General features: G+C 56.8%; 24 protein-coding genes, 2 tRNA genes, 1 rRNA gene, 1 other RNA gene and 5 pseudogenes. 21 read left to right on the top strand and 12 right to left on the bottom strand.

What is annotated here, in order from left to right:
- Positions 1-64: 64 nt before the first annotated feature.
- A complete protein-coding gene (locus ACIN8IBEIGE_RS10175) occupies positions 65-1,348 on the bottom strand; it encodes an FAD-binding oxidoreductase (RefSeq protein WP_160014513.1) in 1,284 nt (427 codons plus the stop codon).
- Between the two features lie 186 nt (positions 1,349-1,534).
- On the opposite strand from ACIN8IBEIGE_RS10175, the gene ACIN8IBEIGE_RS10170 reads away from it, so the two are divergent.
- The 10 genes from ACIN8IBEIGE_RS10170 (at position 1,535) to ACIN8IBEIGE_RS10125 (ending at position 9,301) form a co-directional block, all read left to right on the top strand.
- Positions 1,535-1,611 (top strand) — tRNA-Val (locus tag ACIN8IBEIGE_RS10170).
- 242 nt (positions 1,612-1,853) lie between these two features.
- On the top strand, positions 1,854-3,776 hold the full coding sequence (gene thrS, locus ACIN8IBEIGE_RS10165; protein ID WP_160014512.1) for a threonine--tRNA ligase: 1,923 nt from the start codon (positions 1,854-1,856) through the stop codon (positions 3,774-3,776).
- The gene (gene infC / locus ACIN8IBEIGE_RS10160) at positions 3,776-4,327 is read left to right on the top strand and encodes a translation initiation factor IF-3 (RefSeq protein WP_169844844.1); all 552 of its coding nucleotides are present in this window, start codon (positions 3,776-3,778) and stop codon (positions 4,325-4,327) included. The genes thrS and infC overlap by 1 nt, the downstream gene beginning before the upstream one ends.
- Before the next feature lie 60 nt (positions 4,328-4,387).
- The gene (rpmI, locus tag ACIN8IBEIGE_RS10155; protein ID WP_160014511.1) at positions 4,388-4,582 is read left to right on the top strand and encodes a 50S ribosomal protein L35; all 195 of its coding nucleotides are present in this window, start codon (positions 4,388-4,390) and stop codon (positions 4,580-4,582) included.
- Positions 4,583-4,607: 25 nt separating this feature from the next.
- Positions 4,608-4,964: a 50S ribosomal protein L20 gene (gene rplT, locus ACIN8IBEIGE_RS10150; protein ID WP_090505586.1), complete on the top strand. Its 357-nt coding sequence runs from the start codon at positions 4,608-4,610 to the stop codon at positions 4,962-4,964.
- Positions 4,965-5,059: 95 nt separating this feature from the next.
- On the top strand, positions 5,060-6,076 hold the full coding sequence (gene pheS / locus ACIN8IBEIGE_RS10145; RefSeq protein WP_160014510.1) for a phenylalanine--tRNA ligase subunit alpha: 1,017 nt from the start codon (positions 5,060-5,062) through the stop codon (positions 6,074-6,076).
- A 37-nt stretch (positions 6,077-6,113) separates the two neighbouring features.
- Positions 6,114-8,492 carry a phenylalanine--tRNA ligase subunit beta gene (gene pheT, locus ACIN8IBEIGE_RS10140; protein ID WP_160014509.1) on the top strand — a complete coding sequence of 793 codons (2,379 nt, stop codon included), beginning with the start codon at positions 6,114-6,116 and terminating at the stop codon, positions 8,490-8,492.
- Between the two features lie 3 nt (positions 8,493-8,495).
- Complete coding sequence (gene ihfA, locus ACIN8IBEIGE_RS10135; protein ID WP_003243414.1) at positions 8,496-8,798, top strand: integration host factor subunit alpha; 303 nt, start codon at positions 8,496-8,498, stop codon at positions 8,796-8,798.
- A complete protein-coding gene (locus tag ACIN8IBEIGE_RS10130; RefSeq protein WP_090256190.1) occupies positions 8,779-9,135 on the top strand; it encodes a MerR family transcriptional regulator in 357 nt (118 codons plus the stop codon). The genes ihfA and ACIN8IBEIGE_RS10130 overlap by 20 nt, the downstream gene beginning before the upstream one ends.
- An 89-nt stretch (positions 9,136-9,224) precedes the next feature.
- Positions 9,225-9,301 (top strand) — tRNA-Pro (locus tag ACIN8IBEIGE_RS10125).
- Between the two features lie 73 nt (positions 9,302-9,374).
- On the opposite strand, the pseudogene ACIN8IBEIGE_RS10120 reads toward ACIN8IBEIGE_RS10125, so the two are convergent.
- From ACIN8IBEIGE_RS10120 to ACIN8IBEIGE_RS10110, 3 genes and pseudogenes are all read right to left on the bottom strand, one after another.
- Positions 9,375-9,992: pseudogene (locus tag ACIN8IBEIGE_RS10120) on the bottom strand (tyrosine-type recombinase/integrase); the annotation flags it as partial.
- Between the two features lie 677 nt (positions 9,993-10,669).
- Positions 10,670-10,801 (bottom strand): annotated as a pseudogene (locus ACIN8IBEIGE_RS20925) (MFS transporter); the annotation flags it as partial.
- A 157-nt stretch (positions 10,802-10,958) separates the two neighbouring features.
- Entirely contained in the window at positions 10,959-11,390 is a 432-nt protein-coding gene (locus ACIN8IBEIGE_RS10110) for an antirestriction protein ArdA (protein WP_160014508.1), read from the bottom strand.
- Positions 11,391-11,845: 455 nt separating this feature from the next.
- Between ACIN8IBEIGE_RS10110 and ACIN8IBEIGE_RS10105 the strand changes: the two are divergent.
- Both ACIN8IBEIGE_RS10105 and rrf read left to right on the top strand, forming a co-directional pair.
- Positions 11,846-12,092, top strand: a pseudogene (locus tag ACIN8IBEIGE_RS10105) (cysteine peptidase family C39 domain-containing protein); the annotation flags it as partial.
- Positions 12,093-12,152: 60 nt separating this feature from the next.
- Positions 12,153-12,268: ribosomal RNA gene (gene rrf, locus ACIN8IBEIGE_RS10100) — 5S ribosomal RNA — on the top strand.
- A 111-nt stretch (positions 12,269-12,379) separates the two neighbouring features.
- Here the strand turns inward: rrf and ACIN8IBEIGE_RS10095 are convergent.
- Positions 12,380-12,658, bottom strand: coding sequence for an HU family DNA-binding protein (locus tag ACIN8IBEIGE_RS10095; protein WP_160014506.1), 279 nt, complete (start codon positions 12,656-12,658; stop codon positions 12,380-12,382).
- A gap of 159 nt (positions 12,659-12,817) precedes the next feature.
- Between ACIN8IBEIGE_RS10095 and ACIN8IBEIGE_RS21190 the strand changes: the two are divergent.
- The 4 genes and pseudogenes from ACIN8IBEIGE_RS21190 to ACIN8IBEIGE_RS21180 all read left to right on the top strand — a co-directional run.
- Positions 12,818-13,594, top strand: a pseudogene (locus ACIN8IBEIGE_RS21190) (MCP four helix bundle domain-containing protein); the annotation flags it as partial.
- A gap of 78 nt (positions 13,595-13,672) precedes the next feature.
- The gene (locus tag ACIN8IBEIGE_RS21185) at positions 13,673-14,452 is read left to right on the top strand and encodes a methyl-accepting chemotaxis protein (protein ID WP_372240010.1); all 780 of its coding nucleotides are present in this window, start codon (positions 13,673-13,675) and stop codon (positions 14,450-14,452) included.
- Positions 14,453-14,552: 100 nt separating this feature from the next.
- An RNA gene (gene ffs, locus ACIN8IBEIGE_RS10085) (signal recognition particle sRNA small type) lies at positions 14,553-14,649 on the top strand.
- An 80-nt stretch (positions 14,650-14,729) separates the two neighbouring features.
- Positions 14,730-15,038, top strand: coding sequence for a DUF6538 domain-containing protein (locus tag ACIN8IBEIGE_RS21180; RefSeq protein WP_372239984.1), 309 nt, complete (start codon positions 14,730-14,732; stop codon positions 15,036-15,038).
- A gap of 32 nt (positions 15,039-15,070) precedes the next feature.
- On the opposite strand, the gene ACIN8IBEIGE_RS10080 is transcribed toward ACIN8IBEIGE_RS21180, so the two are convergent.
- Positions 15,071-15,358, bottom strand: a complete 288-nt coding sequence (locus ACIN8IBEIGE_RS10080) for a DUF3509 domain-containing protein (RefSeq protein WP_160014504.1) — start codon at positions 15,356-15,358, stop codon at positions 15,071-15,073.
- A 70-nt stretch (positions 15,359-15,428) separates the two neighbouring features.
- Complete coding sequence (locus tag ACIN8IBEIGE_RS10075; protein ID WP_090256116.1) at positions 15,429-15,650, bottom strand: hypothetical protein; 222 nt, start codon at positions 15,648-15,650, stop codon at positions 15,429-15,431.
- Positions 15,651-16,111: 461 nt separating this feature from the next.
- Between ACIN8IBEIGE_RS10075 and dnaX the strand changes: the two genes are divergently transcribed.
- The 4 genes from dnaX to ACIN8IBEIGE_RS10055 all read left to right on the top strand — a co-directional run bounded on the left by dnaX (position 16,112) and on the right by ACIN8IBEIGE_RS10055 (position 20,547).
- Positions 16,112-18,202, top strand: a complete 2,091-nt coding sequence (gene dnaX, locus ACIN8IBEIGE_RS10070; RefSeq protein ID WP_160014503.1) for a DNA polymerase III subunit gamma/tau — start codon at positions 16,112-16,114, stop codon at positions 18,200-18,202.
- 18 nt (positions 18,203-18,220) lie between these two features.
- On the top strand, positions 18,221-18,547 hold the full coding sequence (locus ACIN8IBEIGE_RS10065) for a YbaB/EbfC family nucleoid-associated protein (RefSeq protein WP_090385942.1): 327 nt from the start codon (positions 18,221-18,223) through the stop codon (positions 18,545-18,547).
- Between the two features lie 143 nt (positions 18,548-18,690).
- The gene (gene recR, locus ACIN8IBEIGE_RS10060; RefSeq protein ID WP_090385944.1) at positions 18,691-19,290 is read left to right on the top strand and encodes a recombination mediator RecR; all 600 of its coding nucleotides are present in this window, start codon (positions 18,691-18,693) and stop codon (positions 19,288-19,290) included.
- Between the two features lie 108 nt (positions 19,291-19,398).
- Positions 19,399-20,547: an acyl-CoA dehydrogenase family protein gene (locus ACIN8IBEIGE_RS10055; protein ID WP_160014502.1), complete on the top strand. Its 1,149-nt coding sequence runs from the start codon at positions 19,399-19,401 to the stop codon at positions 20,545-20,547.
- 75 nt (positions 20,548-20,622) lie between these two features.
- Here the strand turns inward: ACIN8IBEIGE_RS10055 and ACIN8IBEIGE_RS10050 are convergent, their stop codons facing one another.
- A complete protein-coding gene (locus ACIN8IBEIGE_RS10050; RefSeq protein ID WP_069516724.1) occupies positions 20,623-20,835 on the bottom strand; it encodes a cold-shock protein in 213 nt (70 codons plus the stop codon).
- A gap of 344 nt (positions 20,836-21,179) precedes the next feature.
- A pseudogene (locus ACIN8IBEIGE_RS10045) lies at positions 21,180-21,545 on the bottom strand (helix-turn-helix domain-containing protein); the annotation flags it as partial.
- Positions 21,546-21,641: 96 nt separating this feature from the next.
- Here ACIN8IBEIGE_RS10045 and ACIN8IBEIGE_RS10040 point away from each other — a divergent pair.
- Positions 21,642-21,842, top strand: a complete 201-nt coding sequence (locus tag ACIN8IBEIGE_RS10040; protein ID WP_160014501.1) for a hypothetical protein — start codon at positions 21,642-21,644, stop codon at positions 21,840-21,842.
- Between the two features lie 64 nt (positions 21,843-21,906).
- Here the strand turns inward: ACIN8IBEIGE_RS10040 and ACIN8IBEIGE_RS10035 are convergent, their stop codons facing one another.
- The 3 genes from ACIN8IBEIGE_RS10035 to ACIN8IBEIGE_RS10025 form a co-directional block, all read right to left on the bottom strand.
- A complete protein-coding gene (locus ACIN8IBEIGE_RS10035; protein ID WP_160014500.1) occupies positions 21,907-22,923 on the bottom strand; it encodes an alpha/beta hydrolase in 1,017 nt (338 codons plus the stop codon).
- A gap of 53 nt (positions 22,924-22,976) precedes the next feature.
- Complete coding sequence (locus tag ACIN8IBEIGE_RS10030) at positions 22,977-23,405, bottom strand: organic hydroperoxide resistance protein (RefSeq protein ID WP_160014499.1); 429 nt, start codon at positions 23,403-23,405, stop codon at positions 22,977-22,979.
- A 513-nt stretch (positions 23,406-23,918) separates the two neighbouring features.
- Positions 23,919-24,368 (bottom strand): MarR family winged helix-turn-helix transcriptional regulator, encoded by a 450-nt coding sequence (locus ACIN8IBEIGE_RS10025; RefSeq protein ID WP_160014498.1) that lies wholly within the window; start codon positions 24,366-24,368, stop codon positions 23,919-23,921.
- Positions 24,369-24,484 lie beyond the last annotated feature (116 nt).

Raw genomic sequence — 24,484 nt, 5'->3', positions numbered from 1 at the left:
CCGTCGGAAGATAGAATGGAAAACGGCACCTCTTGGGGTGCCGTTTCTGTTTGCGAGCTGTGCTTTAGACGCCCAGCTTGTCACGCATGGTGTAGTACCAGGCGCCCAGGGCGCTGAATGGCACCTGGAACAGGCGGCCGCCGGGGAAGGGATAGTGTGGCAGGTCGGCGAAGGCGTCGAAGCGTTCTGCCTGCCCGCGCAGGGCTTCGGCCAGTACCTTGCCAGCCAGGTGGGTGTAGGTCACACCGTGGCCGCTACAACCTTGTGAGTAATAGATGTTGTCACCCAAACGGCCGACTTGCGGCAGGCGCGAGAGGGTCAGCAGGAAGTTGCCAGTCCAGGCGTAGTCGATCTTCACATCCTTCAACTGCGGGAAGGCCTTGAGCATTTTCGGGCGAATGATCGCTTCAATGTTCGCAGGGTCGCGTGCGCCGTAGACCACGCCGCCGCCGAAGATCAGGCGCTTGTCGCTGGTCAGGCGGTAGTAGTCGAGCAGGTAGTTGCAGTCTTCAACACAGTAGTCCTGTGGCAGCAGGCTTTTCGCCAGTTCAGCGGGCAGCGGCTCGGTGGTGATCACCTGGGTGCCGCACGGCATCGACTTGGCCGACAGCTCCGGGATCAGATTGCCCAGGTAAGCGTTGCCGGCGACGACCACGAACTTGGCTTTGATTCGGCCGTTGGGCGTGTGTACGACAGGGTTTGCGCCGCGATCAATGCGAATTGCCGGGGATTGTTCATAGATCACGCCGCCCAGCGATTCGACGGCTGCCGCCTCGCCCAAGGCCAGGTTGAGCGGGTGGATATGGCCGCCGCTCATATCCAGCATGCCGCCCACGTAAACGTCGCTGTCCACCACTTCACGGATGCGCTTGGCGTCCATCAGTTCCAGCTGAGTGTGGCCGTAGCGCTCCCAGAGCTTTTTCTGCGACTCAAGGTGCTTCATGTGCTTGGGGGTATTGGCGGCGAAGACGCCACCGTCTTTGAGGTCGCATTGGATGTTGTACTTGGCGATGCGTTCGCGAATGATGCGGCCGCCTTCGAAAGCCATATCGCCCAGCAGTTTTGCCTGCTTGGGGCCGACGCTACGTTCGATCACATCAATGTCGCGGCTGTAGCTGTTAACAATCTGCCCGCCGTTGCGACCCGATGCACCGAAACCGACCTTGGCGGCTTCGACAATGCTGACTTTAAAGCCATTCTCGAGCAGGGCGATGGCCGTCGACAGGCCGGTGTAGCCGGCGCCGACGATGCACACGTCAGTTTCGACTTCACCATTCAATTCCGGGCGCGGTGGTACCGGGTTGGCGGAGGCCGCGTAATAGGATTGTGGATAAGCTGTGTGCGCCATTTTGCAACCTCTGTTCTTTATTTTTTACGAATGAGCAGATGCTACCTGAGTTAAAAATGCCCGGCTAGTGGCCTGTGTGAAATATTAAACGCGCTGCAGAACAGTAAAAAATTCAGTTATTCAGGCAGTTAGCGCAAAAAATAGGTTGACAGTTTTTTGCGTGGCCGTAGAATGCGCACCCATCGTAGGCACGTAGCTCAGTTGGTTAGAGCACCACCTTGACATGGTGGGGGTCGTTGGTTCGAGTCCAATCGTGCCTACCAGATTTGGTAGAAAAAGGGTCGCTTAGGCGGCCCTTTTTTATTGGGTTCTTGCCAGCAGGCCAGGCTTTCTGCAAGCATCCGTGCGGTTAATCGCTGTTTAAAACCTCCAGTGACCCCGGTTCGGTTTTTGGTTGGCTGAAAAGCTCCTGCCACTGTATGGCAGGTATACCGCTGAATCGCTTACTGGCTCATCCCAACCCATGTGGCCTTTGGTAGAGGTCACCACTAGGAGAGGAGGCGCCATGCCCATCATTACTCTTCCCGACGGCAGTCAGCGTTCGTTCGATCACCCGGTATCAGTGCTTGAGGTGGCACAATCTATTGGTGCCGGTCTGGCCAAGGCCACGGTAGCTGGCAAGGTCAATGGCAAGCTGGTTGATGCTTGTGACCTGGTTGATAGCGACGCAACCCTGCAAATCATTACGCCAAAAGATCAGGAAGGCCTGGAAATCATCCGTCATTCCTGTGCGCATTTGATTGGTCATGCGGTCAAGCAGCTGTTTCCCGCTGCCAAGATGGTGATCGGTCCGGTCATTGAAGAGGGTTTCTACTACGACATCGCCTCCGAGCGTCCTTTCACTCTAGATGATGTGGCGGCAATCGAGCAGCGCATGCAGCAGCTGATCGAGAAGGATTATGACGTCATCAAGAAAGTGGCGCCGCGCGCCGAAGTTATTGATGTCTTCACCGCCCGTGGTGAGGAATACAAGCTACGTCTGGTTGAAGATATGCCGGATGAGCAGGCTATGGGTCTGTACTATCACGAAGAATACGTCGACATGTGCCGCGGCCCGCACGTGCCGAATACGCGCTTCCTCAAGGCGTTCAAGCTGACCAAGCTCTCCGGTGCCTACTGGCGCGGCGATGCCAAGAACGAGCAATTGCAGCGGGTATATGGCACGGCCTGGGCTGACAAGAAGCAGCTGGCGGCTTATATCCAGCGTATCGAGGAGGCCGAGAAGCGCGATCATCGTAAGATCGGCAAGCGCCTTGATCTGTTCCATACCCAGGAAGAAGCGCCGGGTATGGTGTTCTGGCACCCGAATGGCTGGACCATCTATCAGGTGCTTGAGCAGTACATGCGTGGCGTTCAGCGCGACAGCGGTTACCAGGAGGTGCGCACGCCGCAGGTGGTTGATCGTGTGCTGTGGGAGAAGTCCGGGCATTGGGGCAATTACGCCGACAACATGTTCACGACTCAGTCGGAGAGCCGTGATTACGCGATCAAGCCAATGAACTGCCCGTGTCACGTGCAGATATTCAACCAAGGACTTAAAAGCTACCGTGAGTTGCCGCTGCGTCTGGCTGAGTTTGGCTCTTGTCACCGTAATGAGGCCTCAGGTGCGCTGCACGGCATTATGCGGGTGCGTGGCTTTACTCAGGATGACGCGCATATCTTCTGTACCGAAGAGCAGGTCAAGAGAGAGGCTGCGGATTTCATCAAGCTGACCTTGCAGGTTTACGCTGATTTCGGTTTCAGCGACGTCAAGATGAAGCTCTCCACGCGCCCAGCCAAGCGCGTAGGCGATGATGCGTTCTGGGATCGTGCTGAAGAGGCGCTGGCCAATGCGCTGAATGAGGCAGGGTTGCCTTGGGAGTATCTGCCGGGAGAGGGTGCTTTCTACGGCCCGAAGATTGAGTTCACGCTGCTTGATTGCCTTGGCCGTGCTTGGCAGTGCGGTACGCTGCAGTACGATCCGAACACGCCGCAGCGTCTGGAAGCCAGCTACGTTTCCGAAGACAACAGCCGCAAGGTGCCGGTCATGTTGCACCGTGCGATCCTCGGTTCGTTCGAGCGTTTCATCGGGATTTTGATCGAGCACTATGAGGGTGCGTTCCCGGCTTGGCTGGCTCCAACTCAGGCCGTGGTGATGAATATCACTGACAAGCAGGCCGATTTTGCCCTCGAAGTGGAAAAAACGCTCAATCAAAGCGGTTTTCGTGCCAAGTCCGACTTGAGGAACGAGAAGATAGGCTTTAAAATCCGCGAGCATACTTTGCTCAAGGTTCCCTATCTCTTGGTTATCGGAGATCGGGAGGTTGAGACGAAAACTGTCGCCGTGCGCACTCGTGAAGGTGCTGATCTGGGCTCCATGCCCGTCACTCAATTCGCTGAACTTATTGCGCAGGCGGTTTCCCGGCGTGGTCGCCAAGATTTGGAGTAATCATTATTAAGCGTGAAATGAGACAAGATAAACGAGCTGCACCGAAGGCCCCGATCAACGAGAATATCTCGGCACGCGAGGTTCGGTTAATTGGCGCTGAGGGTGAGCAGCTTGGGATTGTGTCAATTGAAGACGCGCTTCTTAAGGCCGAAGAGGCCAAGCTGGATCTGGTAGAGATTTCTGCCGATGCAGTGCCACCTGTTTGCAAGCTGATGGACTACGGCAAATCGATCTTCGAAAAGAAGAAGCAGATTGCTGCTGCAAAGAAAAACCAGAAGCAGATTCAGGTTAAAGAAATCAAGTTTCGTCCAGGGACGGAGGAAGGGGATTACCAGGTAAAACTACGCAACCTGGTACGTTTCCTTAGTGATGGGGACAGGGCCAAGGTATCGCTCCGATTCCGCGGCCGTGAGATGGCGCATCAGGAGCTGGGCATGGAGTTGTTGAAGCGGGTTGAAGCTGACCTTGCTGAATACGGCACCGTTGAACAGCATCCAAAGATGGAAGGACGCCAGCTGATCATGGTCATCGCCCCCAAAAAGAAGAAGTAACCACCAGGGCACGGCAGGCCTTGCGGTTATGTTTATCAACTGAATGCGGAGTATCCGAACATGCCAAAGATGAAAACTAAGAGTGGTGCAGCCAAGCGTTTTCTCAAAACCGCTAACGGCTTCAAGCACAAGCACGCTTTCAAGAGCCACATCCTGACCAAAATGTCCACCAAGCGTAAGCGTCAGCTGCGTGGCAGCTCGCTGATCGGGCCGTCGGACAAAGCTAAAGTCGAGCGCATGCTGCGCGTTCGTTAATTGGTCAAGATAGAGGAAGTTACTCATGGCTCGTGTTAAGCGCGGCGTTATCGCTCGCAAGCGTCACAAAAAAATTCTGAAACTCGCTAAAGGCTACTACGGCGCTCGTTCGCGCGTGTTCCGTGTTGCCAAGCAGGCTGTGATCAAGGCAGGCCAATACGCCTACCGCGACCGCCGTCAACGGAAGCGTCAGTTCCGCGCTCTGTGGATCGCTCGTATCAACGCTGGTGCTCGTGTTAACGGTCTGTCCTACAGCCGTTTCATTGCCGGCCTGAAAAAAGCGTCCATCGAGATCGACCGTAAGGTTCTGGCTGATCTGGCAGTGAACGAAAAAGCGGCGTTTGCTGCGATTGTCGAGAAAGCGAAAGCCGTACTGGCTTAAGTCCCCGACAATCACCGGGCTCGCCCGGTGCTAAACGTCACCAATAGGGGAAGAGCCTTAAAGCTCTTCCCCTATTTCGTATCTGGAGTCTGTAAATGGAAAATCTGGATGTGCTGGTCTCGCAAGCGCTTGAGGCCGTTAGCCACACCGACGATGTGAATGCCCTGGAGCAACTGCGGGTTCACTATCTGGGCAAGAAAGGCGAATTGACTCAGGTGATGAAGACCTTGGGCAATCTGTCGGCAGAAGAGCGCCCGCAAGTCGGTGCGTTGATCAATGCCGCCAAGGATCAGGTTCAGGATGCACTGAACAGCCGCAAGGCAACTCTGGAACAGGCCGCGCTGAGCGCCAAGCTCGCCGCCGAAAAAATCGACGTTACCCTGCCAGGTCGTGGTCAGGCTTCTGGTGGTCTGCATCCGGTAACCCGGACGCTGGAACGTGTCGAGCAGTTTTTCACCCGTATTGGCTACGGCATTGCCGAAGGCCCGGAAGTGGAAAACGACTACCACAATTTTGAGGCGCTCAACATTCCCGGCCACCATCCGGCGCGGGCGATGCATGACACCTTCTATTTCAATGCGAACATGTTGTTGCGCACCCATACCTCGCCGGTTCAGGTGCGCACCATGGAATTGCAGCAGCCGCCGATCCGCATTGTTTGCCCCGGCCGCGTCTATCGTTGCGACTCCGATATCACTCACTCGCCTATGTTCCACCAGGTCGAAGGCCTGCTGGTCGATGAGGGTGTGAGCTTTGCCGACCTCAAGGGCACCATCGAAGAGTTTCTCCGGGTGTTCTTCGAAAAACCTCTGGGCGTGCGTTTCCGTCCTTCATTCTTCCCGTTCACTGAGCCGTCGGCCGAAGTCGATATGCAGTGCGTGATGTGCAGCGGTAAAGGCTGTCGCGTGTGCAAACAGACCGGCTGGCTGGAAGTTATGGGCTGCGGCATGGTGCACCCGAACGTGCTGCGCATGTCCGGCATCGATCCTGAGAAATACCAGGGTTTTGCCTTTGGCATGGGCGTCGAGCGTTTGGCCATGCTGCGTTATGGCGTCAACGACTTACGTCTGTTCTTCGATAACGACCTGCGATTCCTGGCGCAATTTCGCTAGAGCCGCATGACCCAATCGAATTGTTGAGGAGAGCAGAATGAAATTCAGTGAACAGTGGCTGCGTAGCTGGGTAAACCCGCAGGTTTCCCGTGACGAGTTGGTGGCGCGCCTGTCGATGGCGGGCCTGGAAGTGGATAGCGTGACGCCGGCTGCCGGTGTTTTCAGTGGCATTGTGGTCGGCGAGATTCTCAGCGCTGAACAGCATCCGGATGCTGACAAGCTGCGCGTCTGCCAGGTCAGCAATGGCGTTGAAAATTTTCAGGTGGTGTGCGGCGCACCAAACGCGCGCCCGGGGATCAAGATCCCGTTCGCCATGATCGGTGCCGAACTTCCTGGCGACTTCAAGATCAAGAAAGCCAAGCTGCGCGGCGTTGAGTCCAACGGCATGCTTTGCTCGGCGTCTGAGCTGCAAATCAGCGAAGACAATGACGGTCTGATGGAGCTGCCAGCTGATGCGCCGGTGGGCCAGGATATTCGTGTCTATCTGGATCTGGACGACGCCAGCATTGAGGTAGATCTGACCCCGAACCGTGGTGATTGCCTGTCGCTGGCTGGTCTGGCGCGTGAGGTCGGCGCTTTGTACGCCGCCCAAGTTGCCCGGCCGGTAGTTGCGGCAGTTGTGCCGAGCCATGATGAAGTGCGCCCGGTTGAAGTTCTCGCTGCGCAAGCCTGCCCGCGTTACCTCGGTCGGGTTGTGCGCAATGTCGATCTGTCCAAGCCCGCACCGCTGTGGATGGTTGAGCGTTTGCGTCGTGCCGATGTGCGTAGTATCGATGCAGCGGTCGACATCACCAACTACGTGATGCTTGAGTTGGGTCAGCCAATGCATGCATTTGACCTCGCTGAGATCAATGGTGGCATCCGTGTGCGTATGGCGGAGGAGGGCGAGAAGCTTGTCCTGCTTGATGGTCAGGAAGTCAGCCTGCGGAGCGGTACTCTGGTGATCGCGGATCACAGTCGTGCCTTGGCCATTGCCGGCGTAATGGGTGGTGAGCACAGCGGGGTCAATGAAAAGACTCGCGATCTGTTCCTCGAAAGTGCGTTCTTCGACACCATTGCCATCGCTGGTAAGGCGCGCTCTTATGGTTTGCACACTGATGCTTCGCACCGCTTCGAGCGTGGCGTGGACTGGCAGCTGGCGCGCGAGGCGATGGAGCGAGCGACTGAGTTGTTGCTGGAAATCGTCGGTGGCGAAGCAGGGCCGATTGTCGAAGTCGTCAATCAGGAGCACTTGCCGAGCGTTGCACCGGTCACTCTGCGTGCTGAGCGCATCGAGCAGATGCTCGGACTGAAAATGGATGATGCGGAAATTGTCCGTTTACTGGCTGCTTTGGATTTGGATATTCGTGCCGATGGCGAAGGGAAGTGGCAGGTGGGGGTACCAAGTCACCGCTTTGATATCAGTTTAGAAGTTGACCTGATCGAAGAGCTTGCTCGTTTGTATGGTTATAACCGTTTGCCGGTCCGCTACCCGCAAGCGCGTCTGGCCCCTCAGGCCAAGGCTGAAGCCGCAGTCGAGCTGCCTGCGCTGCGCCGTTTGCTGGTTGCCCGCGGCTATCAGGAGGCAATCACCTACAGCTTTATCGATCCTAAGTTGTTCGAGCTGTTCAACCCAGGCGTTGCGCCGCTGATGCTGGCCAACCCAATCTCCGCCGACATGGCAGCGATGCGCTCTTCCTTGTGGCCAGGCCTGCTCAAGGCGCTTGAGCACAACCTGAATCGTCAGCAATCGCGTGTACGTCTCTTCGAAAGTGGTTTGCGCTTTGTCGGTCAGCTCGAAGGCTTGAAGCAAGAGCCGATGCTGACGGGTGTGATTTGTGGTGGTCGCTTGCCTGAAGGTTGGGCGCACGGTCGCGATGATGTCGACTTCTATGATGTGAAGGCTGATGTCGAAGCGTTGCTGGCCAGCGCAGGTGCGGGCGATAGCTTTGCATTTGTACCGGGCGAGCATCCGGCGCTGCATCCGGGGCAAACCGCGCGCATTGAGCGTGAAGGGAGTGTCGTCGGTTTTCTCGGTGCCATTCATCCCGAGTTGTCGAAGGCGCTGGGGCTGGATCAGGCTGTCTTTATGTTTGAGCTGGTGCTGGGTGAGATCACTCAGGGTGTTATGCCTAAGTTTCAGGAGCTGTCGAAGTTCCCAGAAGTGCGCCGCGACTTGGCTTTGCTGGTCGATCGAGACGTGCCTGCGCAGGATTTGCTCGGTGCGATTCGTGAAGCTGCAGGCGAGTGGCTGACCGACCTCAAGCTATTTGACGTGTATCACGGTAAAGGTATTGATCCTCATAGAAAAAGCCTTGCCGTTGGCTTGACCTGGCAGCATCCATCGCGCACTCTTAATGACGATGAGGTGAGTACCACAACGCAAAATATTCTCACCTCCCTGGAACAAAGGTTCAACGCCACGTTAAGGAAGTAGCGTATGGGGGCTCTGACGAAAGCTGAGATGGCGGAACGTCTGTATGAAGAGCTGGGCCTGAATAAACGGGAAGCCAAGGAGTTGGTGGAGCTGTTCTTTGAGGAGATCCGCCAAGCGCTGGAGCTCAATGAACAGGTCAAGCTCTCGGGGTTCGGTAACTTTGATTTGCGCGATAAGCGTCAGCGCCCCGGTCGCAATCCAAAAACAGGAGAGGAAATTCCGATCACGGCTCGCCGTGTCGTGACTTTCCGTCCAGGCCAGAAACTTAAAGCCAGGGTCGAGGCGTATGCTGGAACCAAGTCATAACGACGAACTGCCCGTTATACCCGGTAAGCGCTATTTCACCATTGGTGAAGTCAGCGAGCTCTGTGCTGTCAAGCCGCACGTACTGCGTTACTGGGAGCAGGAATTTCCACAACTCAACCCAGTTAAGCGGCGTGGTAACCGCCGCTATTATCAGCGCCAGGATGTGCTGATGATTCGGCAGATTCGGGCGCTCTTGTACGATCAGGGTTTTACCATTGGAGGGGCGCGACAGCGCCTTTCTGGTGATGAAGCGAAAGATGACAGCACCCAGTACAAGCAGTTAATCAAGCAAATGATTACTGAGCTTGAGGATGTCTTGTTAGTCCTTAGGAAATAGTCGCGCTACTGAAAAAGTTTCCACATTTCAGAAGCTTAATGTATAGTTTGTGACGTTTTCGGGTCTCTGAAAATGGATTCACGCCTAGTCGGGGCGTAGCGCAGTCCGGTAGCGCACTAGCATGGGGTGCTAGGGGTCGAGTGTTCGAATCACTCCGTCCCGACCATATAATTCAAGCATTAGAGCCTGGTCAGTGATGACCAGGCTTTTTTGTGTCAGGGACTTTTGCGGGACTTTTTTCATCCTGCCTTCCTCCTCAGTATTGTCAGCGCCGGCCCACGTGAGTCAGTAGCCGAAATCTTGTTGGCTTCATCAATCAACTTGCCCAGTTCTGCGCCCGAGTAGTGGCTGGTGATGCTGCCGTTTTTGTGGCCTAAAAGGGCCTTCCTGTCTTCCTCAGTGACCCCAGCAGCCCTTAACCTGCGCCCGAAGGTGTGCTTCAGGTCGTGGACGCGTATCGAGGCGAAGCCAGCGGGAGCGGGGCGCAGGAACTGCTCCTGAAACCGCTTAGCCGCTCGAACCCTGGCTTTCTTCCATGCCGAGTCGTTCATCCGATGAACTGGGTTCGCTGTGCCATCTTCGTCGGGTTTTCCGTAAGGGAATACCCAGACGGGGTCCAGCCCTCGTTGCCCTTCGATGACAGATCTCGCCACGTTGTTGAGCACCACCAATCGTTCGTCGCCATTTTTGACCCCAGAGTTCTCATGTCTTCCACCAAAGTCAGCAGGTATGAGAAACACGCTGGTCTTGAGCTCTAGCACCGGTATTTCCCAGTCCCAACGAAGTTTTACGACTTCCTGCTCGCGAGAGCCGCTGTTGACCTTGTACAGGGCCATGCGACGCAAATGATCGGGTAGCCACTTGCACAGGCGTGTTTTGCTATCTGCAAGCGTGGTGGAATTAGCTATGCGGAACGTAAGGATCGAGGTATGTCTTCTGTTGAGGTGCTCCAGCAATCTGACTCGAACCCGAGCGTGGCGGTGACTCGTGAACAACTGTATGAAGAGGTCTGGCAGTGGCCTATGACCAAAGTCGCCGAGCGATTGGGTGTTTCCTCAAGTTTTATGGCACGCGTTTGCACGCGAATGAATGTTCCACGTCCACCGCGTGGACACTGGGTGAAGCGGGAGAGTGGTAAGCACAGTCCCCAGCCGCCATTACCTGAGGCCGGCCCCGGTGATCTGCAGGTTTGGCATCGTGGTGTGGTCTTGGGAGCTATCTCTCAACCACTTCCGAAGGCACCGAGTCTTCGTGCGGCGCGTCCACAGAATCGGTCTGTGTCACGCTCTGGTTTCCATCCTGTTGTTGCGGGCGCTTATGAAGTTTTTGAGCAGGGACGGGTGATTGATCAGGGCTTTCTCAAGCCAGGGAAGCAGCGCCTTGTTGATGTCGTGGTAACCAAGCAGCAACTCAGGTCAGCCCTGAAACTGATGAGTAAACTGTTCCAGAAGCTTGAGGCCGCAGGTCATCGCGTTATGTTTGCGCCCAGCGATCGCATTTATTCGCGCGCTCCATTTGATGAGCATGAGCAGCCAGCCACTGCCACGGATACCGCGAATGAGGCCTCTATCATGGGGATCAGCCCTGCTGTGACGTATGACGCCATGCCGAGGGCAAAGGCGCCAAGCGCTATCAGGTAAATTGAGGATTGTTTATGTGGGTGCATGCTCAGGCTCGCTTGCGCTCTTGAGGCGCGCTAGTGGTACAGCTGAATGATGCGGCTCTGTACCAGAGCCGCATCTTTTGGGGGTTAAAGTTCGAGGCTGACGTCGTACTCGCTCAGCCAGGTGTTAAGGCCGACCGCCAACTCCATGCCCATGCGCTCATGCATCGGGGAAATGCTGCCAAGTGGTTTGGCCAGGGTCTGCTGGATACGGCTGCTGTCGAGTAGTGCTGTAACCGGCGCATTTCGATCTGCTTGAATGGCGGCTAGCGACTCGCGGAGGACTTTTTCGTAAGCCGGATCCTGGGTCGACGGATAGGGCACCGCCGAACTCCCGGTATTCCTCGATAAAACAGGCTATGTCATGGGCATGTTCGAGCCCGTCGTATTCACCGAGGCCATAGGCATCAAAACCCTCGAAATCATGGATGGCGTATTCCTCCGCTCCCTTGACCGGTGACGCCGCAATCATGATGTCGACCTGTGCTTGGATGTCCTCGAGATCCAGGGTGGCATCGATCCAGACTCCGTGCAGATAGCCTGCGTTGTAGGCGGCTAGATCGGCAACGTAGATCCTGATGTGTTCGCTCATGGCTTTCGCTCCTTCGTCTTCCGGGTTCTGCGCTTGCGCTGCGCATGAACCCCTGCCGACTAGGGCGACTAAGGCCGTCGTGAAAAAATCAAGATGAATCGCGGAGGCTCCACCCAGCGCAGCGGCCGGGAGGAAACCGTCTATTTATCTTGATTTTGAGGGGGCAAGGATCCCTGTCTTTGAATAACGGCGTATCACAGAGAAAGGGGAAGATCGGTTTTGAAAGGCAGCTGGCTTCTCTTCAAAAGCAGGCGCTGGCCGAGCGACGTTGATCGGATATCGACCTGGACTTTAGTTTGGGTTGAGCGCGTTTATCTCGCAAATGAGAACGTGTTCACAAACGATGCGGAAGCGTCTATCTCGCTGCTTTCGCCGCTTGCGGGGCAGCCGGTGATGCGCTAATTTCTCGATTCAAACGACCGTTTGCCTAACGGTATCTGTGCCAAGGATTGCTAATGACAGATGAACACCCGGGAATGGGTGCGACTCCCTCCGTGGATAGCGGCCTTGCCTGCCTGGTAATGCTTGCACGTTTTCATAACGTTGCTGCTTCTCCCGAACAACTCACCCACGAGTACGCCGAAGACGGCCGCCTGTTTGGCCGCGCCGAAATGCTGTTGGCGTCTAAGAAGTTGGGTCTCAAAGCCAAGTCTGCACGCAGCTCTCTTTCCCGTCTGAGTCATACACCTCTTCCGGCAATTGNCCAAGACATCACATACCCAATTCGGGATAGCGCCTAATCGCGACATCCCAGCTGAATCGCTTGACGACCATAGAGCATTGGAACCACCTGATCCCATCCCGAACTCAGTAGTGAAACGATGCATCGCCGATGGTAGTGTGGGGTTTCCCCATGTGAGAGTAGGTCATCGTCAAGCACCTATACCAAAACCCCCGATCAGGAAACTGGTCGGGGGTTTTACTTTGCGCACGATAAATTCAGAAATGGTCTTGCAGTAAAGCGCGCTCGCAAGAGCGCGCCAGAATACTCAGTTGATTGCGTCGCTCAAGGCTTTTGCTGGCACATATTTAACGACTTTTTTTGCGGCAATTTGCAGGGGGTGGCCTGTTTTAGGGTTGCGACCGGTGCGAGCTGGTCGTTCGCTTACTTTGAATTTGCCAATCCCCGGCAGGGTGATTTCGTCACTGTTTTCCAGTGCGTCACTGACTATTTCGCTCAGTTGTTCGAGTGCTGCGCGTACGGTGCTTTTGGGTGTGTCTATGGCTTCTGCAATATCACTGATCAGTTGGTCTTTGGTTATCGCCATGATGCTGCTCCTTGGGTCGGATATGGGGGCAATAGAGGTTGTGCTGCAAGTGTGCCATAAGCTGCAGAGCTGAAGCGTATCCACGGAGTAGGGCTTTATTCGGCACTTCGCTCGGTAGTCTATGCTGATGCTACTTGGCCATTGTCCTGGAGAGCCAGCATGCTTCGTGCCTTCACTGATTTAGGGTTTCGTTGGAAGATTGCGCTACCGATCATGCTGCTGGCGGTTTTGTTGGTTTCTATGGGGGGGCTGGGGATGCGGGGCATCACCCAGGTGGCAGATTCAAGCACGAGGCTGACAAATCGATTCTTGCCAGGTATCAGTCTGCTGCTGAATGCCGATCGTGATCTTTATCAAGCCTTTGTTGCGGAGCGCAGCTTGCTTGATGAGGGGGCGAGTGTGCATGCCGAATCTTTGGTTGCTGCGCATGCAGAAAACTTGCAGCAGGCTTATGACCGCGTACATAAATTTGCTGATATGCAACCTGGTAGCGAGGCGATGCAGTTAGTCGCGCAGTTCGATGTGGGTTTTGATCGCTGGAAGTCCACTTCACAAAAGGTCTTGCAGTTGGCTGTTAGTGACCCGCAGGCGGCCAGTGTGCTGAGCTTTGGCGGCAGTGAGGAGCAGTTCGAGGCGATGCGTACAGCTATCGATAAGCTCGGTGAGATGGATGATGCAGCGGCGAATGCTGAAGGGCTTGCGGCTATTGCGCTGGGGGAAACCTTGAGTTGGCAGCAGGGTGTGATTATTGCCATCGGTTTGGGTGTTTGCCTTGTATTGGTGGTTGGTTTTCCAATTCTGGTGACAGGGCCGCTGCATAATTTACTTAATCGTATTGAGCAGATTGCTGATGGTGATGGCGATCTGCGAGTGCGTCTGGATGTCTTGTCCAACGATGAGCTGGGGAAGCTCAGTCATGCGTTCAATCGCTTTCTTGATAAATTGCAGCCATTGATCAAGGAGGTTGGGCGGGTCACGGGGGAGGTCGAAAGTTCTGCGCAAAGTCTTGCTGGGATGGCGGCTGCAAATGACCGATTAATCAGCAGTGAGCATGCTGCAGTTGACCAGGTAAGCACTGCTGCAACGGAAATGAGCTCTGCCGTACATGAAGTGGCACGCAATGCGCAGAATGCAGCTGACGCTGCGCGTAGTGCTGAAGCGCAGTCTCGCGAAGGGGCGCAGGTTGTAGGTGCCACGATCAATTCGATCCGCCAGTTGGCGCAAGAAGTTGAAAGTGCATCGGCAACCATTCAGACCCTTGAGCAAGAGGCCGCTAATATCGGTGCGGTATTGGCTGTTATCAGAGGCATTGCAGAGCAGACCAACCTACTGGCACTAAATGCGGCCATTGAGGCTGCGCGTGCCGGAGAGCAGGGGCGCGGCTTTGCGGTTGTGGCTGATGAGGTGCGAGCATTAGCGGCGCGTACGCAGGAGTCGACAAAGGATATCCAGGTGATGATCGAGCGCTTGCAGATCGGTGTACAAAACGCCGTGAAGGCGACCCATTCGGGGAGCAGTAAGGCAAGGCAAAGCGTCGAGCAGGCTGCCGGGGTGGATCAGGCCCTCACTGACACCAGTGACTCGGTGCAGCGCATAAACGATATGACCGCGCAGATTGCGACAGCCTGCGAAGAGCAGAGCAGCGTGACCGAGGAAATCGCGCGCAATATCAGCGACATTCGTGATCTGTCCAATGAGGCGGCACAGACCTCCGAGCAGAGTGCTCAAGCCAGTCAGCGACTATCTGAGTTATCGCACGGTTTAAGCGCGCTGGTTGGCCGGTTTCGCGTCTGATGTGCGTTTCGATGAGCTAAGTGTTTGAAACGGTTGTAACTTCGATCCAAGCCGGTACAATGGCGCGGCTCGCTTCTGGCGAGTCGCGTTATGGTGGCCCTACCGGTCCCCTCGCAACGATCAGCCGTGAACCCGGTCAGGCCTGGAAGGGAGCAGCCGCAGCGGTGACATTGTGTGCCGAGGTGTGGCTGGTGGGGTTGCCTCCAGTCTTTTATCTGGTTGATTTGTAAAGGTTTTTCACTCCAAGCCACGCGGTGGTATAAGGAGTGATACAACCGTGTCGACCGTCCCAACCTACCTCCTGTTATCTCGCCACTCGGTCTATTACTTCCGAATCGTGGTGCCTGACGTCATTCGCCCGTTGTTTCGTCGCAGGGAGATACGGCGCTATCTTCAAGCCCGCTGCAGACGTGAAGCCCTGATACGTGGGTGTGAGCTATTGCTGCAAGTTCAGTGGCTATGCACCTGGGCGTTTCAAGGCATCAGGCCGTCGGTGGGCGCTTGGGTGGTGCGTGGGAGTCGGGCGAGGGCAGGCTCGCTAGCAAGGCGTCCTGTATATGTAGGCAATGGTGCAGGTGTTGGATAGCTGCCCTGCTGCTGGCAGGGCGCCGAACGATCCTAGCTTGTGTGGTAGCTAAGCACGCTGTCCTGTTCCTTCAAGGCTTTGCGCATATCCGCCGGGATGCTGCCGGAGCGCATGGCAAGTTCCAGGCGGATGTCTTCAAGGCTTTGAGCGAAGGCTTGCGGGTCTTGACGCTGAGCTGCGCTGAGCACGCGGCTGTATGCAGTGGCGTCGCTAGCATCCAGCAGAGATAGAACAACCCCGCCATCGGGGCGGGGTGGGCTGAATGTAGCGCGCAGCGGGGCAAACAGCTGTTCAACGAGTTCGCGGTTAATGTTGTCCATGACCATGCTCCATCCTGAGGGTGATAGCTTCAGACCTCGAAGATGCTTGATAGTTCGCGGGCTCCGTTAATCAGGCAGTTAGTGACTGTCGCGCGCGTTCGATGACCTGCTCTAGGTGTGCGCCGCTGTACTGGCCGGGGTACAGGCGCTGGCTGTGCTTGGCGATGCCGGCATCGTTGACGATAGTGAAGCTGAAGCTGCCTTTGCGGGCGGCCAGGATGCGGCAATCAAAGGGTGCAAATGCACTTGAAAGGGTGCGAATAGCATCCTGAATTTGGTGTTGAGTGTTCATTTTTTTGGTGTTTCCTAAAACAGCGGGCGCGTCATTGCGCTAAATAAAGCTCCAGGCTGTCGACCTAATATGTCGATTGCATGTGCAGATAGGAGCTGGACTGCACGCACAAGTTCCCTGATGGTTACGGTGTGCGGGTCGGTACGTCGGAGGCGGGCTTGAGTCAGCGCTTGCGCGGGACGGCCAGATCAGTCAGCAGGTTGGGATATAGGTTAGAGCTGTGCGGCATTACCCTTAGGTGATGCGCTCTTACCTGGAAACCATCGAGGGGGCCAAAAGGCCTGATTGACTTACAGCGTGGTACAAACGAGGCGGATGATACCTGTTTGGTTGATTTTTCGCCAGTTTATTTGCAGGCAATGCTGCAGCTTGGCCATTAGTGGGCTGCGCATCGGATGCATTTTGCCCCATGCTCCGTTAGGATTAGCCCCACTTTTGCTTTCCTCTCGTGACGGGTTTCGATGAGTTATCAGGTTCTTGCACGCAAGTGGCGTCCGCGCTCGTTCAACGAAATGGTTGGCCAGACGCATGTGCTCAAGGCGCTGATTAATGCGCTCGATAGCCAGCGATTGCACCATGCCTATCTGTTCACGGGCACACGTGGTGTGGGCAAGACCACTATTGCTCGAATTATTGCCAAGTGCCTGAATTGCGAGACGGGTATCAGCTCTACGCCTTGCGGTGTCTGTTCGATTTGTAAAGAGATTGATGAAGGCCGCTTTATTGACCTGATCGAAGTCGATGCTGCCAGCCGTACCAAGGTTGAAGACACTCGCGAGTTGCTTGACAACGTGCAGTACTCGCCGAGCCGTGGGCGCTTCAAGGTCTACCTGATCGACGAAGTGCACATGCTCTCCACCAGCTCCTTCAATGCGCTGCTGAAGACCCTGGAAGAGCCGCCGCCCCACGTTAAATTCCTCCTGGCCACCACGGATCCGCAGAAGCTGCCGGTTACCGTGTTGTCACGCTGCCTGCAGTTCTCACTGAAGAACATGCCGCCGGAGCGGGTGGTCGATCACCTCACTCATGTACTGGCGGCGGAAAATATCCCGTTTGAAAGTGACGCGCTCTGGTTGCTCGGTCGCGCGGCCGATGGGTCGATGCGCGATGCCATGAGCTTGACTGATCAGGCAATAGCCTTTGGTGAGGGTAAGGTGCTGGCCGCCGATGTGCGCGCCATGCTTGGCACCCTCGACCATGGCCAGGTCTACGGTGTGCTGCACGCCCTGCTGGAGGGTGATGCGCGCAGCTTGATCGAAGCGGTTCGGCATCTGGCTGAGCAGGGGCCGGACTGGAATGGCGTGTTGTCCGAGATGCTCAATGTGCTGCACCGCGTTGCGATTGCCCAGGCGCTGCCCGAATCGGTGGATAACGGCCAGGGTGATCGTGAGCGGGTGCTTGAGCTGGCCAGGGTTCTGCCTAGCGAAGATGTGCAGTTTTATTATCAGATGGGTTTGATTGGGCGACGTGATTTGCCGTTGTCGCCCGACCCACGTAGCGGCTTCGAGATGGTGCTGTTGCGTATGTTGGCATTCCGCCCGGCGGATGCCCACGATGCGCCGAGGGTGGCGCTAAAGCCGCTGGGGATCAGTCAGGCCACTGCTGATCCCGCGACGAACCCAGTGGCCGGTGCGGCTGTCTCGCCACCGGTAAGCATTCCTGTTGCTGTTCCGTCTACGCCGCCGACTCCTGTAGTTGAAGCTGCGCCTGTAGTGCCGGTAGCTGCGCCTGAAGCGGCTGTGGCAGTGCTGCCGCCCGCACCGGAAGCGGTCAGCGAGCCCGCCGCGCAGCCGTCACTGGCTGAAGCGACAGCTGCCCCTGTTGCATCCGCGCCCGTTGTGGATCTGCCCTGGGACGAGCAGGTTAGTGTGCCGGTTGCTCAAACACCTGAGCCTGCTATAGAAGTCGTAGAGCCTGCCGTTGCTGCGATAGAGTCCGTCACGCTAACTACCGAGCCGCCGCAAGCGGCATTGCCTGATCCGCAACTGATTGAGCCGCCAGCTCCGTCCGCCGATACGGATGACGATGAGCCGCCGCTGGGCGATTACGACTATGTCGAAATGGACGCCGAATCGTTTGATTACGACTTTGATGCAGTAGAGCGCACCGCGCCTGCCGAACCGGAAGTTTTGCCTGCGGCGCAGCCGGCGACCGGGCTGGCGGCTGACTGGCTGGAACTGTTCCCGAAGCTTGGTTTGTCCGGGATGACTGGCAGCATCGGGGCCAATTGCACCCTGATAAGCGCAGAGGGCGATAGCTGGTTGCTGCACCTGGACCCGGCGCATTCGGCGCTGTTCAACCTGACCCAGCAGCGGCGCCTGAATGATGCGCTCAATCAGTTTCATGGGCGTGAACTCAAGGTGCTGATCGAGTTGTGCAAGCCTGAGCAGGAGACGCCAGCGCAGGCGGCTGCGCGTAAGCGGGCCAATCGCCAGCGTGAAGCGGAGGCATCGATCCATCAGGACCCGATTATTCAACAAATGATTCAGCAGTTCGCCGCAATTATCCGCGCGGACAGCATTGAACCCCTGGACACTCCCGTTAACCCCTAATTACCGAGGACTTACACCATGATGAAAGGTGGCATGGCCGGCCTGATGAAGCAGGCTCAGCAGATGCAGGAAAAAATGCAGAAGATGCAGGAAGAGCTGGCAAACGCCGAAGTAACCGGTCAATCCGGGGCCGGGCTGGTCAGCGTGGTCATGACTGGGCGTCACGATGTCAAGCGTGTCAGCCTGGATGACAGCCTTATGCAGGAAGACAAGGAAATCCTTGAGGACCTGATCGCTGCAGCGGTAAACGATGCCGTGCGCAAGGTCGAGCAGAACAGCCAGGACAAGATGTCTGGTATGACTGCCGGTATGCAGTTGCCACCAGGCTTCAAAATGCCATTCTAAAAAGCATCGGATCAGCGCACATAGCTGCGCTGCAGGCAGGTGTGGGTATCCTCAGCTCACGCCTGCTTGAGCCTTGATTTCTCAGGGTTCAATAGCCCCGTAGGGTTTTGTTGGTAAGCGTTAGTAGTCATCGAGTATTTCCCATGAGTTTCAGCCCGCTGATCCGCCACCTGATTGATTCTCTGCGCATTCTTCCGGGCGTTGGGCAGAAGACTGCACAGCGTATGGCATTGCAGATGCTTGAGCGTGATCGCTCCGGCGCCTTGCGTCTGGCGCAGGCGTTGACGCAGGCGATGGAGGGGGTGGGCCATTGCACGCAGTGCCGTAGCCTGAGCGAGGACGAGGTGTGCCAGCTGTGTCTGGATCCGCGGCGTGATGACAACCTGCTGTGCGTGGTCGAGGGACCGATGGATGTGTATGCGGTCGAGCACACCGGATTCCGTGGGCGTTACTTTGTGCTCAAGGGGCATCTGTCGCCGCTCGACGGCTTGGGCCCGGAGGCCATTGGCATTCCCGAGCTACTGGCGCGAATCACTGCCGGCAGTTTTACCGAGGTGATTCTGGCTACTAACCCAACAGTGGAGGGCGAGGCTACCGCGCATTACATCGCTCAGCTGTTGGCGGGCAAGGGGCTGATTGCCTCACGCATTGCCCATGGTATGCCGCTTGGCGGTGAGCTGGAGTTGGTGGACGGCGGCACTTTGGCGCATTCGATTGCCGGGCGTCGGCCTATCCAGCTCTAAGCCCGCGCCTTGCGATCGGCTTGATCGCCCTTGTGCATGGCATAATCCTCTTCTTGTAAACCAAGCAAGCGCTTGGTAATTTCCCTGAAAACTCAGTGGGAATACCTCATGTCTGCCTTCCAGGAATACTTCGACGAATCGCACCAGTTGGTGCGCGATTCGGTCAGGCGCTTTGTCGAGCGCGAAATTCTGCCGCATATCAATGATTGGGAAGAGGCCGAGGAGTTTCCGCGCGAGCTTTATCTCAAGGCAGGGGCGGCTGGGATTCTCGGTATTGGCTACCCGGAAGCTTTTGGCGGTAGCCATGAAGGTGATGTATTCGCCAAGGTCGCGGCCAGCGAGGAATTGATGCGCTCGGGTTCTGGCGGCTTGGTGGCTGGGCTCGGTTCCCTGGATATCGGCTTGCCGCCTGTGGTGAAGTGGGCCAAGGCGGAGTTGCGTGAGCGTATCGTGCCGCAGGTGCTGGCAGGTGAGAAGATCATGGCCCTGGCGGTGACCGAGCCATCTGGTGGTTCGGATGTGGCTAATCTGAAAACCCGGGCAGTTCGCGATGGCGACTTCTATTGCGTCAGCGGCAGCAAAACCTTTATCACCAGCGGCGTGCGCGCGGATTACTACACAGTGGCCGTGCGTACCGGAGGCGAAGGTTTTGGCGGCGTCAGCCTGTTGCTGGTGGAAAAGGGCACACCTGGTTTCACCGTGGGGCGCAAGTTGAAGAAGATGGGGTGGTGGGCATCGGATACCTCCGAGCTTTTCTTCGATGATTGCAAGGTGCCGGTAGGCAATCTGATCGGTGCTGAGAACATGGGCTTTGCTTGCATCATGGCCAATTTCCAGAGCGAGCGGTTGTCGCTGGCGATCATGGCCAATATGACGGCGCAGCTGGCGCTTGAGGAGGCACTGAAGTGGGCCAAAGAGCGCGAGGCGTTCGGTAAGCCTATCGGCAAGTTTCAGGTGCTCAAACATCGTCTGGCAGAGATGGCGACCCAGCTTGAGGTGTCGCGTGAGTTTACCTATCGGCAAGCCGCGAAGATGGCGGCAGGTAAAAGCGTGATCAAGGAGATATCCATGGCCAAGAACTTTGCCACTGATATTGCCGATCGACTGACCTATGACGCGGTGCAAATCATGGGTGGCATGGGGTATATGCGCGAAAGTCTGGTGGAGCGGCTGTACCGCGATAACCGCATTCTGTCGATTGGTGGTGGCTCGCGTGAAATCATGAACGAGATCATCAGCAAGCAGATGGGTATATAGATAAGGTAGGTTTTACAACCGCCAGATAAAACAAACCCCGCGAGCGCGGGGTTTGTTTTAAAGCAGGACAGGGGCTTAGGCCACCTGTACCTCTTCAGCTTGCATACCTTTCTGACCGCGAGCGGCCACGTAGGTAACAGTCTGGCCTTCTTTCAGGCTTTTGAAACCGTCGCTTTGGATGGCTTTAAAGTGAACGAAGAGATCATCGCCGCCGTTAGTCGGGGTAATGAAGCCGAAGCCTTTCTCATCGTTGAACCATTTGACGGTGCCAGTTTCGCGATTTGCCATGGTGTGTCTCTTAAATCGATACGAAGTGCGGTGCCAGAGTGCTCATAGCACCTATGCGGTTTTGCTGATAACTACAAGTCAGCTCAGCCATAATAGGCCGTTTTCACGGGAAGTGTTGGGTTTAACGTTAATTATTCATATTTTTCTCTGCACATAACCTGCAACGTCCCTATTGGCCTGGGCTGCAGGGCGTTGGGCGTCTGTCAGATGTTGTGGCTGATAATGAAGTTTGGCCAGTTTTGCCTGCTTAAGCGCTAACTTGATTCCAAGTAAAACGCCCCGGTGCTCTTGAAAGGCGCCGGGGCGTTTGTTTTTCAGTCTGCGGCCAGAGATTTTTAGCCGTGTCATGCCAAGCTGCGTAAGCGGGCCAGGTCGCGTAGCGGCGGTGCACCGAACAGGCGGCTGTATTCACGGCTGAACTGCGAAGGGCTTTCATAGCCGACGCGGTAACTGGCTGAAGCCGCTTCCAGCCCTTCGCAAAGCATCAGGCGCCGCGCTTCTTGTAGGCGTAGCTGTTTCTGATACTGCAGAGGGCTGAGGGCGGTTACGGCCTTGAAGCGGTGATGCAGGGTCGAGGTGCTGAGGCTGACTTCACGGGCCAGATCCTCGATGCGTAGCGGTTGGTCGAAATTCAGGTTCAGCCATTCGATGGCGCGGTTGATGCGTTGGCCCTGGCTATCGACGATGGCGATTTCGTGCAGACGATGGCCAGTCCTTATTGAGCCTGTATCCCTGGAGGGCAAGCCGATGCTGAGTCATAGCGCAGTGCTGCATGCCAGGGCGGAACGCACCGAGCAGTTGGGGTTGTGTCTGCATGGCTTGGGGGAATCCATGCAGACCTTTCCCGGTTTGAGGTGCAGCAGCTGCCGGATGATGCGGCGCAGTGGCTGCTGCAGAGTCGCTGGCAATCGACAGCGGCGCTGCAGGCATTCTTCGCCGCACCGCTGTTGCAGCAGGTGCTCGGCCAGGCCTTACAGCAAGGTCTGTTGCGTAGCCTGCAATGCTAGGCCGCTTGAACAGCAGAACGCCCCGGCACGCTAAGCGCGTCGGGGCGTTTTGTTGTAACGCGGGTTACTTGAGGTTGGCTTTTAGCGCGGCAGCGGCTTGCTGCATGGCGCTTTGCGTGCCGGGTATCTGGCTGATCACGTTGAGCAAGCCGAAGTCATGGATCATGCCGTTGTAGCGCGCGGAGGTGACGTTGACTCCAGCCGCATCCAGCTTGCGTGCATAGGCTTCGCCTTCATCACGCAGCACGTCGAACTCGGCGGTTTGCACCAGGGCTGGCGGCAAGCCTTGCAGCTGTTTCACCGATGCCTGCAGCGGTGCGGCGTAGATTTCGGCGCGCTGTTTCGGGTCGGTGGTGTAGTTGTCCCAGAACCACTGCATCAGGCTCTTGCTGAGGAAGTGACCGTCGGCGAACTGGTTGTAGGAGGCGTTGTTGAAGTTGGCGTCGGTTACCGGCCACATCAGCAGCTGGAACTTGATCGCCGGGGAGCCTTTGTCTTTGGCCATCAGGCTGACCACAGCGGCCATATTGCCGCCCACACTGTTGCCGGCCACTGCCAGGCGCTTGCCGTCGACACCAATCTGCGCACCGTTTTGTGCCACCCATTGGGTTGCGACGTAGGCCTGGTTGATCGCAGTCGGGTACTTGGCTTCGGGTGATGGGGTGTAGTCGACATACACCGCCGCCGCGCCGGAGCCTACCACTAGGTCACGGATTAGGCGTTCGTGGGTCGGGTAGTCGCCCAGTACCCAGCCGCCACCATGGAAGAACATAAAGACCGGCAGCGTGCCTTTGGCATCAGTCGGGCGCACGACCTTGAGCTGGATCGACTGGCCATCGACCTCAATGGTCTTGTCGGCCACCTTGATGCCCGACACATCGACCTTGACCCCGGCCTGCGCGCCGACCAATACAGCGCGTGCGTCTTTCGGGCTCAGCTGTTCGAGGGGCTTGCCACCGCCAGCGGCGAGGGCATTGAGGAAGCCTTGAGTAGTACGCTCCACCCCGGAGCTACCAGCGGCAAACGCGCTGTTGACGGCAAGGGCGAGTACGGCGATCGACAAACCTTGTTTGATGTTCATGTGCAGCCTCCTGGGGCGGGCCGCTGACTGGCAGCGGCCGGATGAGTGGTGGGTTAGTCGAGCAGCGTCAGGGTGACGTCGATATTGCCGCGAGTGGCGTTGGAGTACGGGCAGACGATGTGCGCGCGGTCGATCAGGGTCTGTGCTTGCTCACGGTCCATGCCCGGCAGGCTGATGCGCAGCTCGACCTCGATGCCGAAACCGTTGGGGATCGCACCGATACCTACGACACCTTCAATCGAGGCGTCTGCTGGCATCGCCAGCTTGTCGCGGCCGGCAACGAATTTCATTGCGCCGATAAAGCAGGCCGAGTAGCCCGCAGCGAACAGTTGCTCCGGGTTGGTGCCCGCACCGCCAGCACCGCCGAGTTCTTTCGGGGTGGTCAGGGCGACGTCGAGTACGCCGTCGGAGGAGATGGCACGGCCGTCACGGCCGCCGGTGGCTTCTGCATAGGCACGGTAAGCAATGGTTTGAATCGACATGGTGGTAATCCTCTGGAGCTGTTTGGGTTGGTTTGTTTAAGGCGTTGCGGTGTCAGGTGGCGATCAACCTTCGTGGCTGATCAGCCAGCTTGGGTAAAGGCCTTTGCCATCTGCCTGGCTGTCGTCAGCTAGAACCGGGGCGGAAAGAGCGAGCAGGGCGGTGAAAGCGATCAGGGTTTTCATAACGGTTCTCCACGGCTGTCAGGTTGTTGGGTTGGATGAAGATAACTGCAGGTCTATGCGGTCTTTTCGCGCTAATGTTTTGCGCGCTAATCAGTTCCATGAAGCGAACTCTAGTCCGCATTAATTTAGTGCGCAAGATATATTTTTTGAACATTTAGCGATAAGCGCTGCTGTATTCAGGCATAAGCCAGGCGTGGCGGGCGGTTGCGCGAGCTTCTGAGCGTGGCGGCTGGATGGAGATGCTGAGCCGAGCGGGAAAATAACCGCTAAGAGGGCGGGAGGTGGACGGCGAGGTTACCGGAGCGGGCGACAGCCTCGTCGGCCTGGTGCTTACACGGCCTGCTGCAGGCTGCTGCGCAGGGTGACCAGCTCAGCTTTCAGGGCGCCGAGTTCTGCCGCGGATTGCTGGGTGGCGGTGAGGATGCATCCGGGTATGCGCTTGGCTTGTTCGCGCAGGTTGCGGCCTTTGTCGGTGAGGAACAGCTCGACCACACGCTCGTCGACACTGCTGCGGGTGCGCTTGAGCAGTCCTTCGGCTTCCAGGCGTTTGAGCAGTGGGGTGACGGAACCTGGGTCGGTGAGCAGACGGTTGCTGATCTCGCCCACGGTGATGCCATCACCTTCCCAGAGCACCATCATCGCCAGGTATTGCGGGTAGGTCAGGCCCAGTTCCTGTAGCAGCGGCTTGTAGACCTTGGTCAACAGCAGCGAAGTCGAATACAGGGCAAAGCACAGCTGGTTATCGAGTAGCAGTTCGGCGCAAGGGGCTTGCGTAGCCATGGCGTTCTCCAGCGGCACAGGACAGGTGCCGACAATTTATCGCGCCAACTACTGTTATGCCAATTGAATGCGCGCGGTGTTCATCCTGCGCAGGCAAACGTTAGACGTAAAAAAGC

The organism is Pseudomonas sp. 8BK (assembly GCF_902506475.1).
Lineage (GTDB): Bacteria > Pseudomonadota > Gammaproteobacteria > Pseudomonadales > Pseudomonadaceae > Aquipseudomonas > Aquipseudomonas anguilliseptica.
This window is presented reverse-complemented; position numbering and strand designations above follow the sequence as displayed.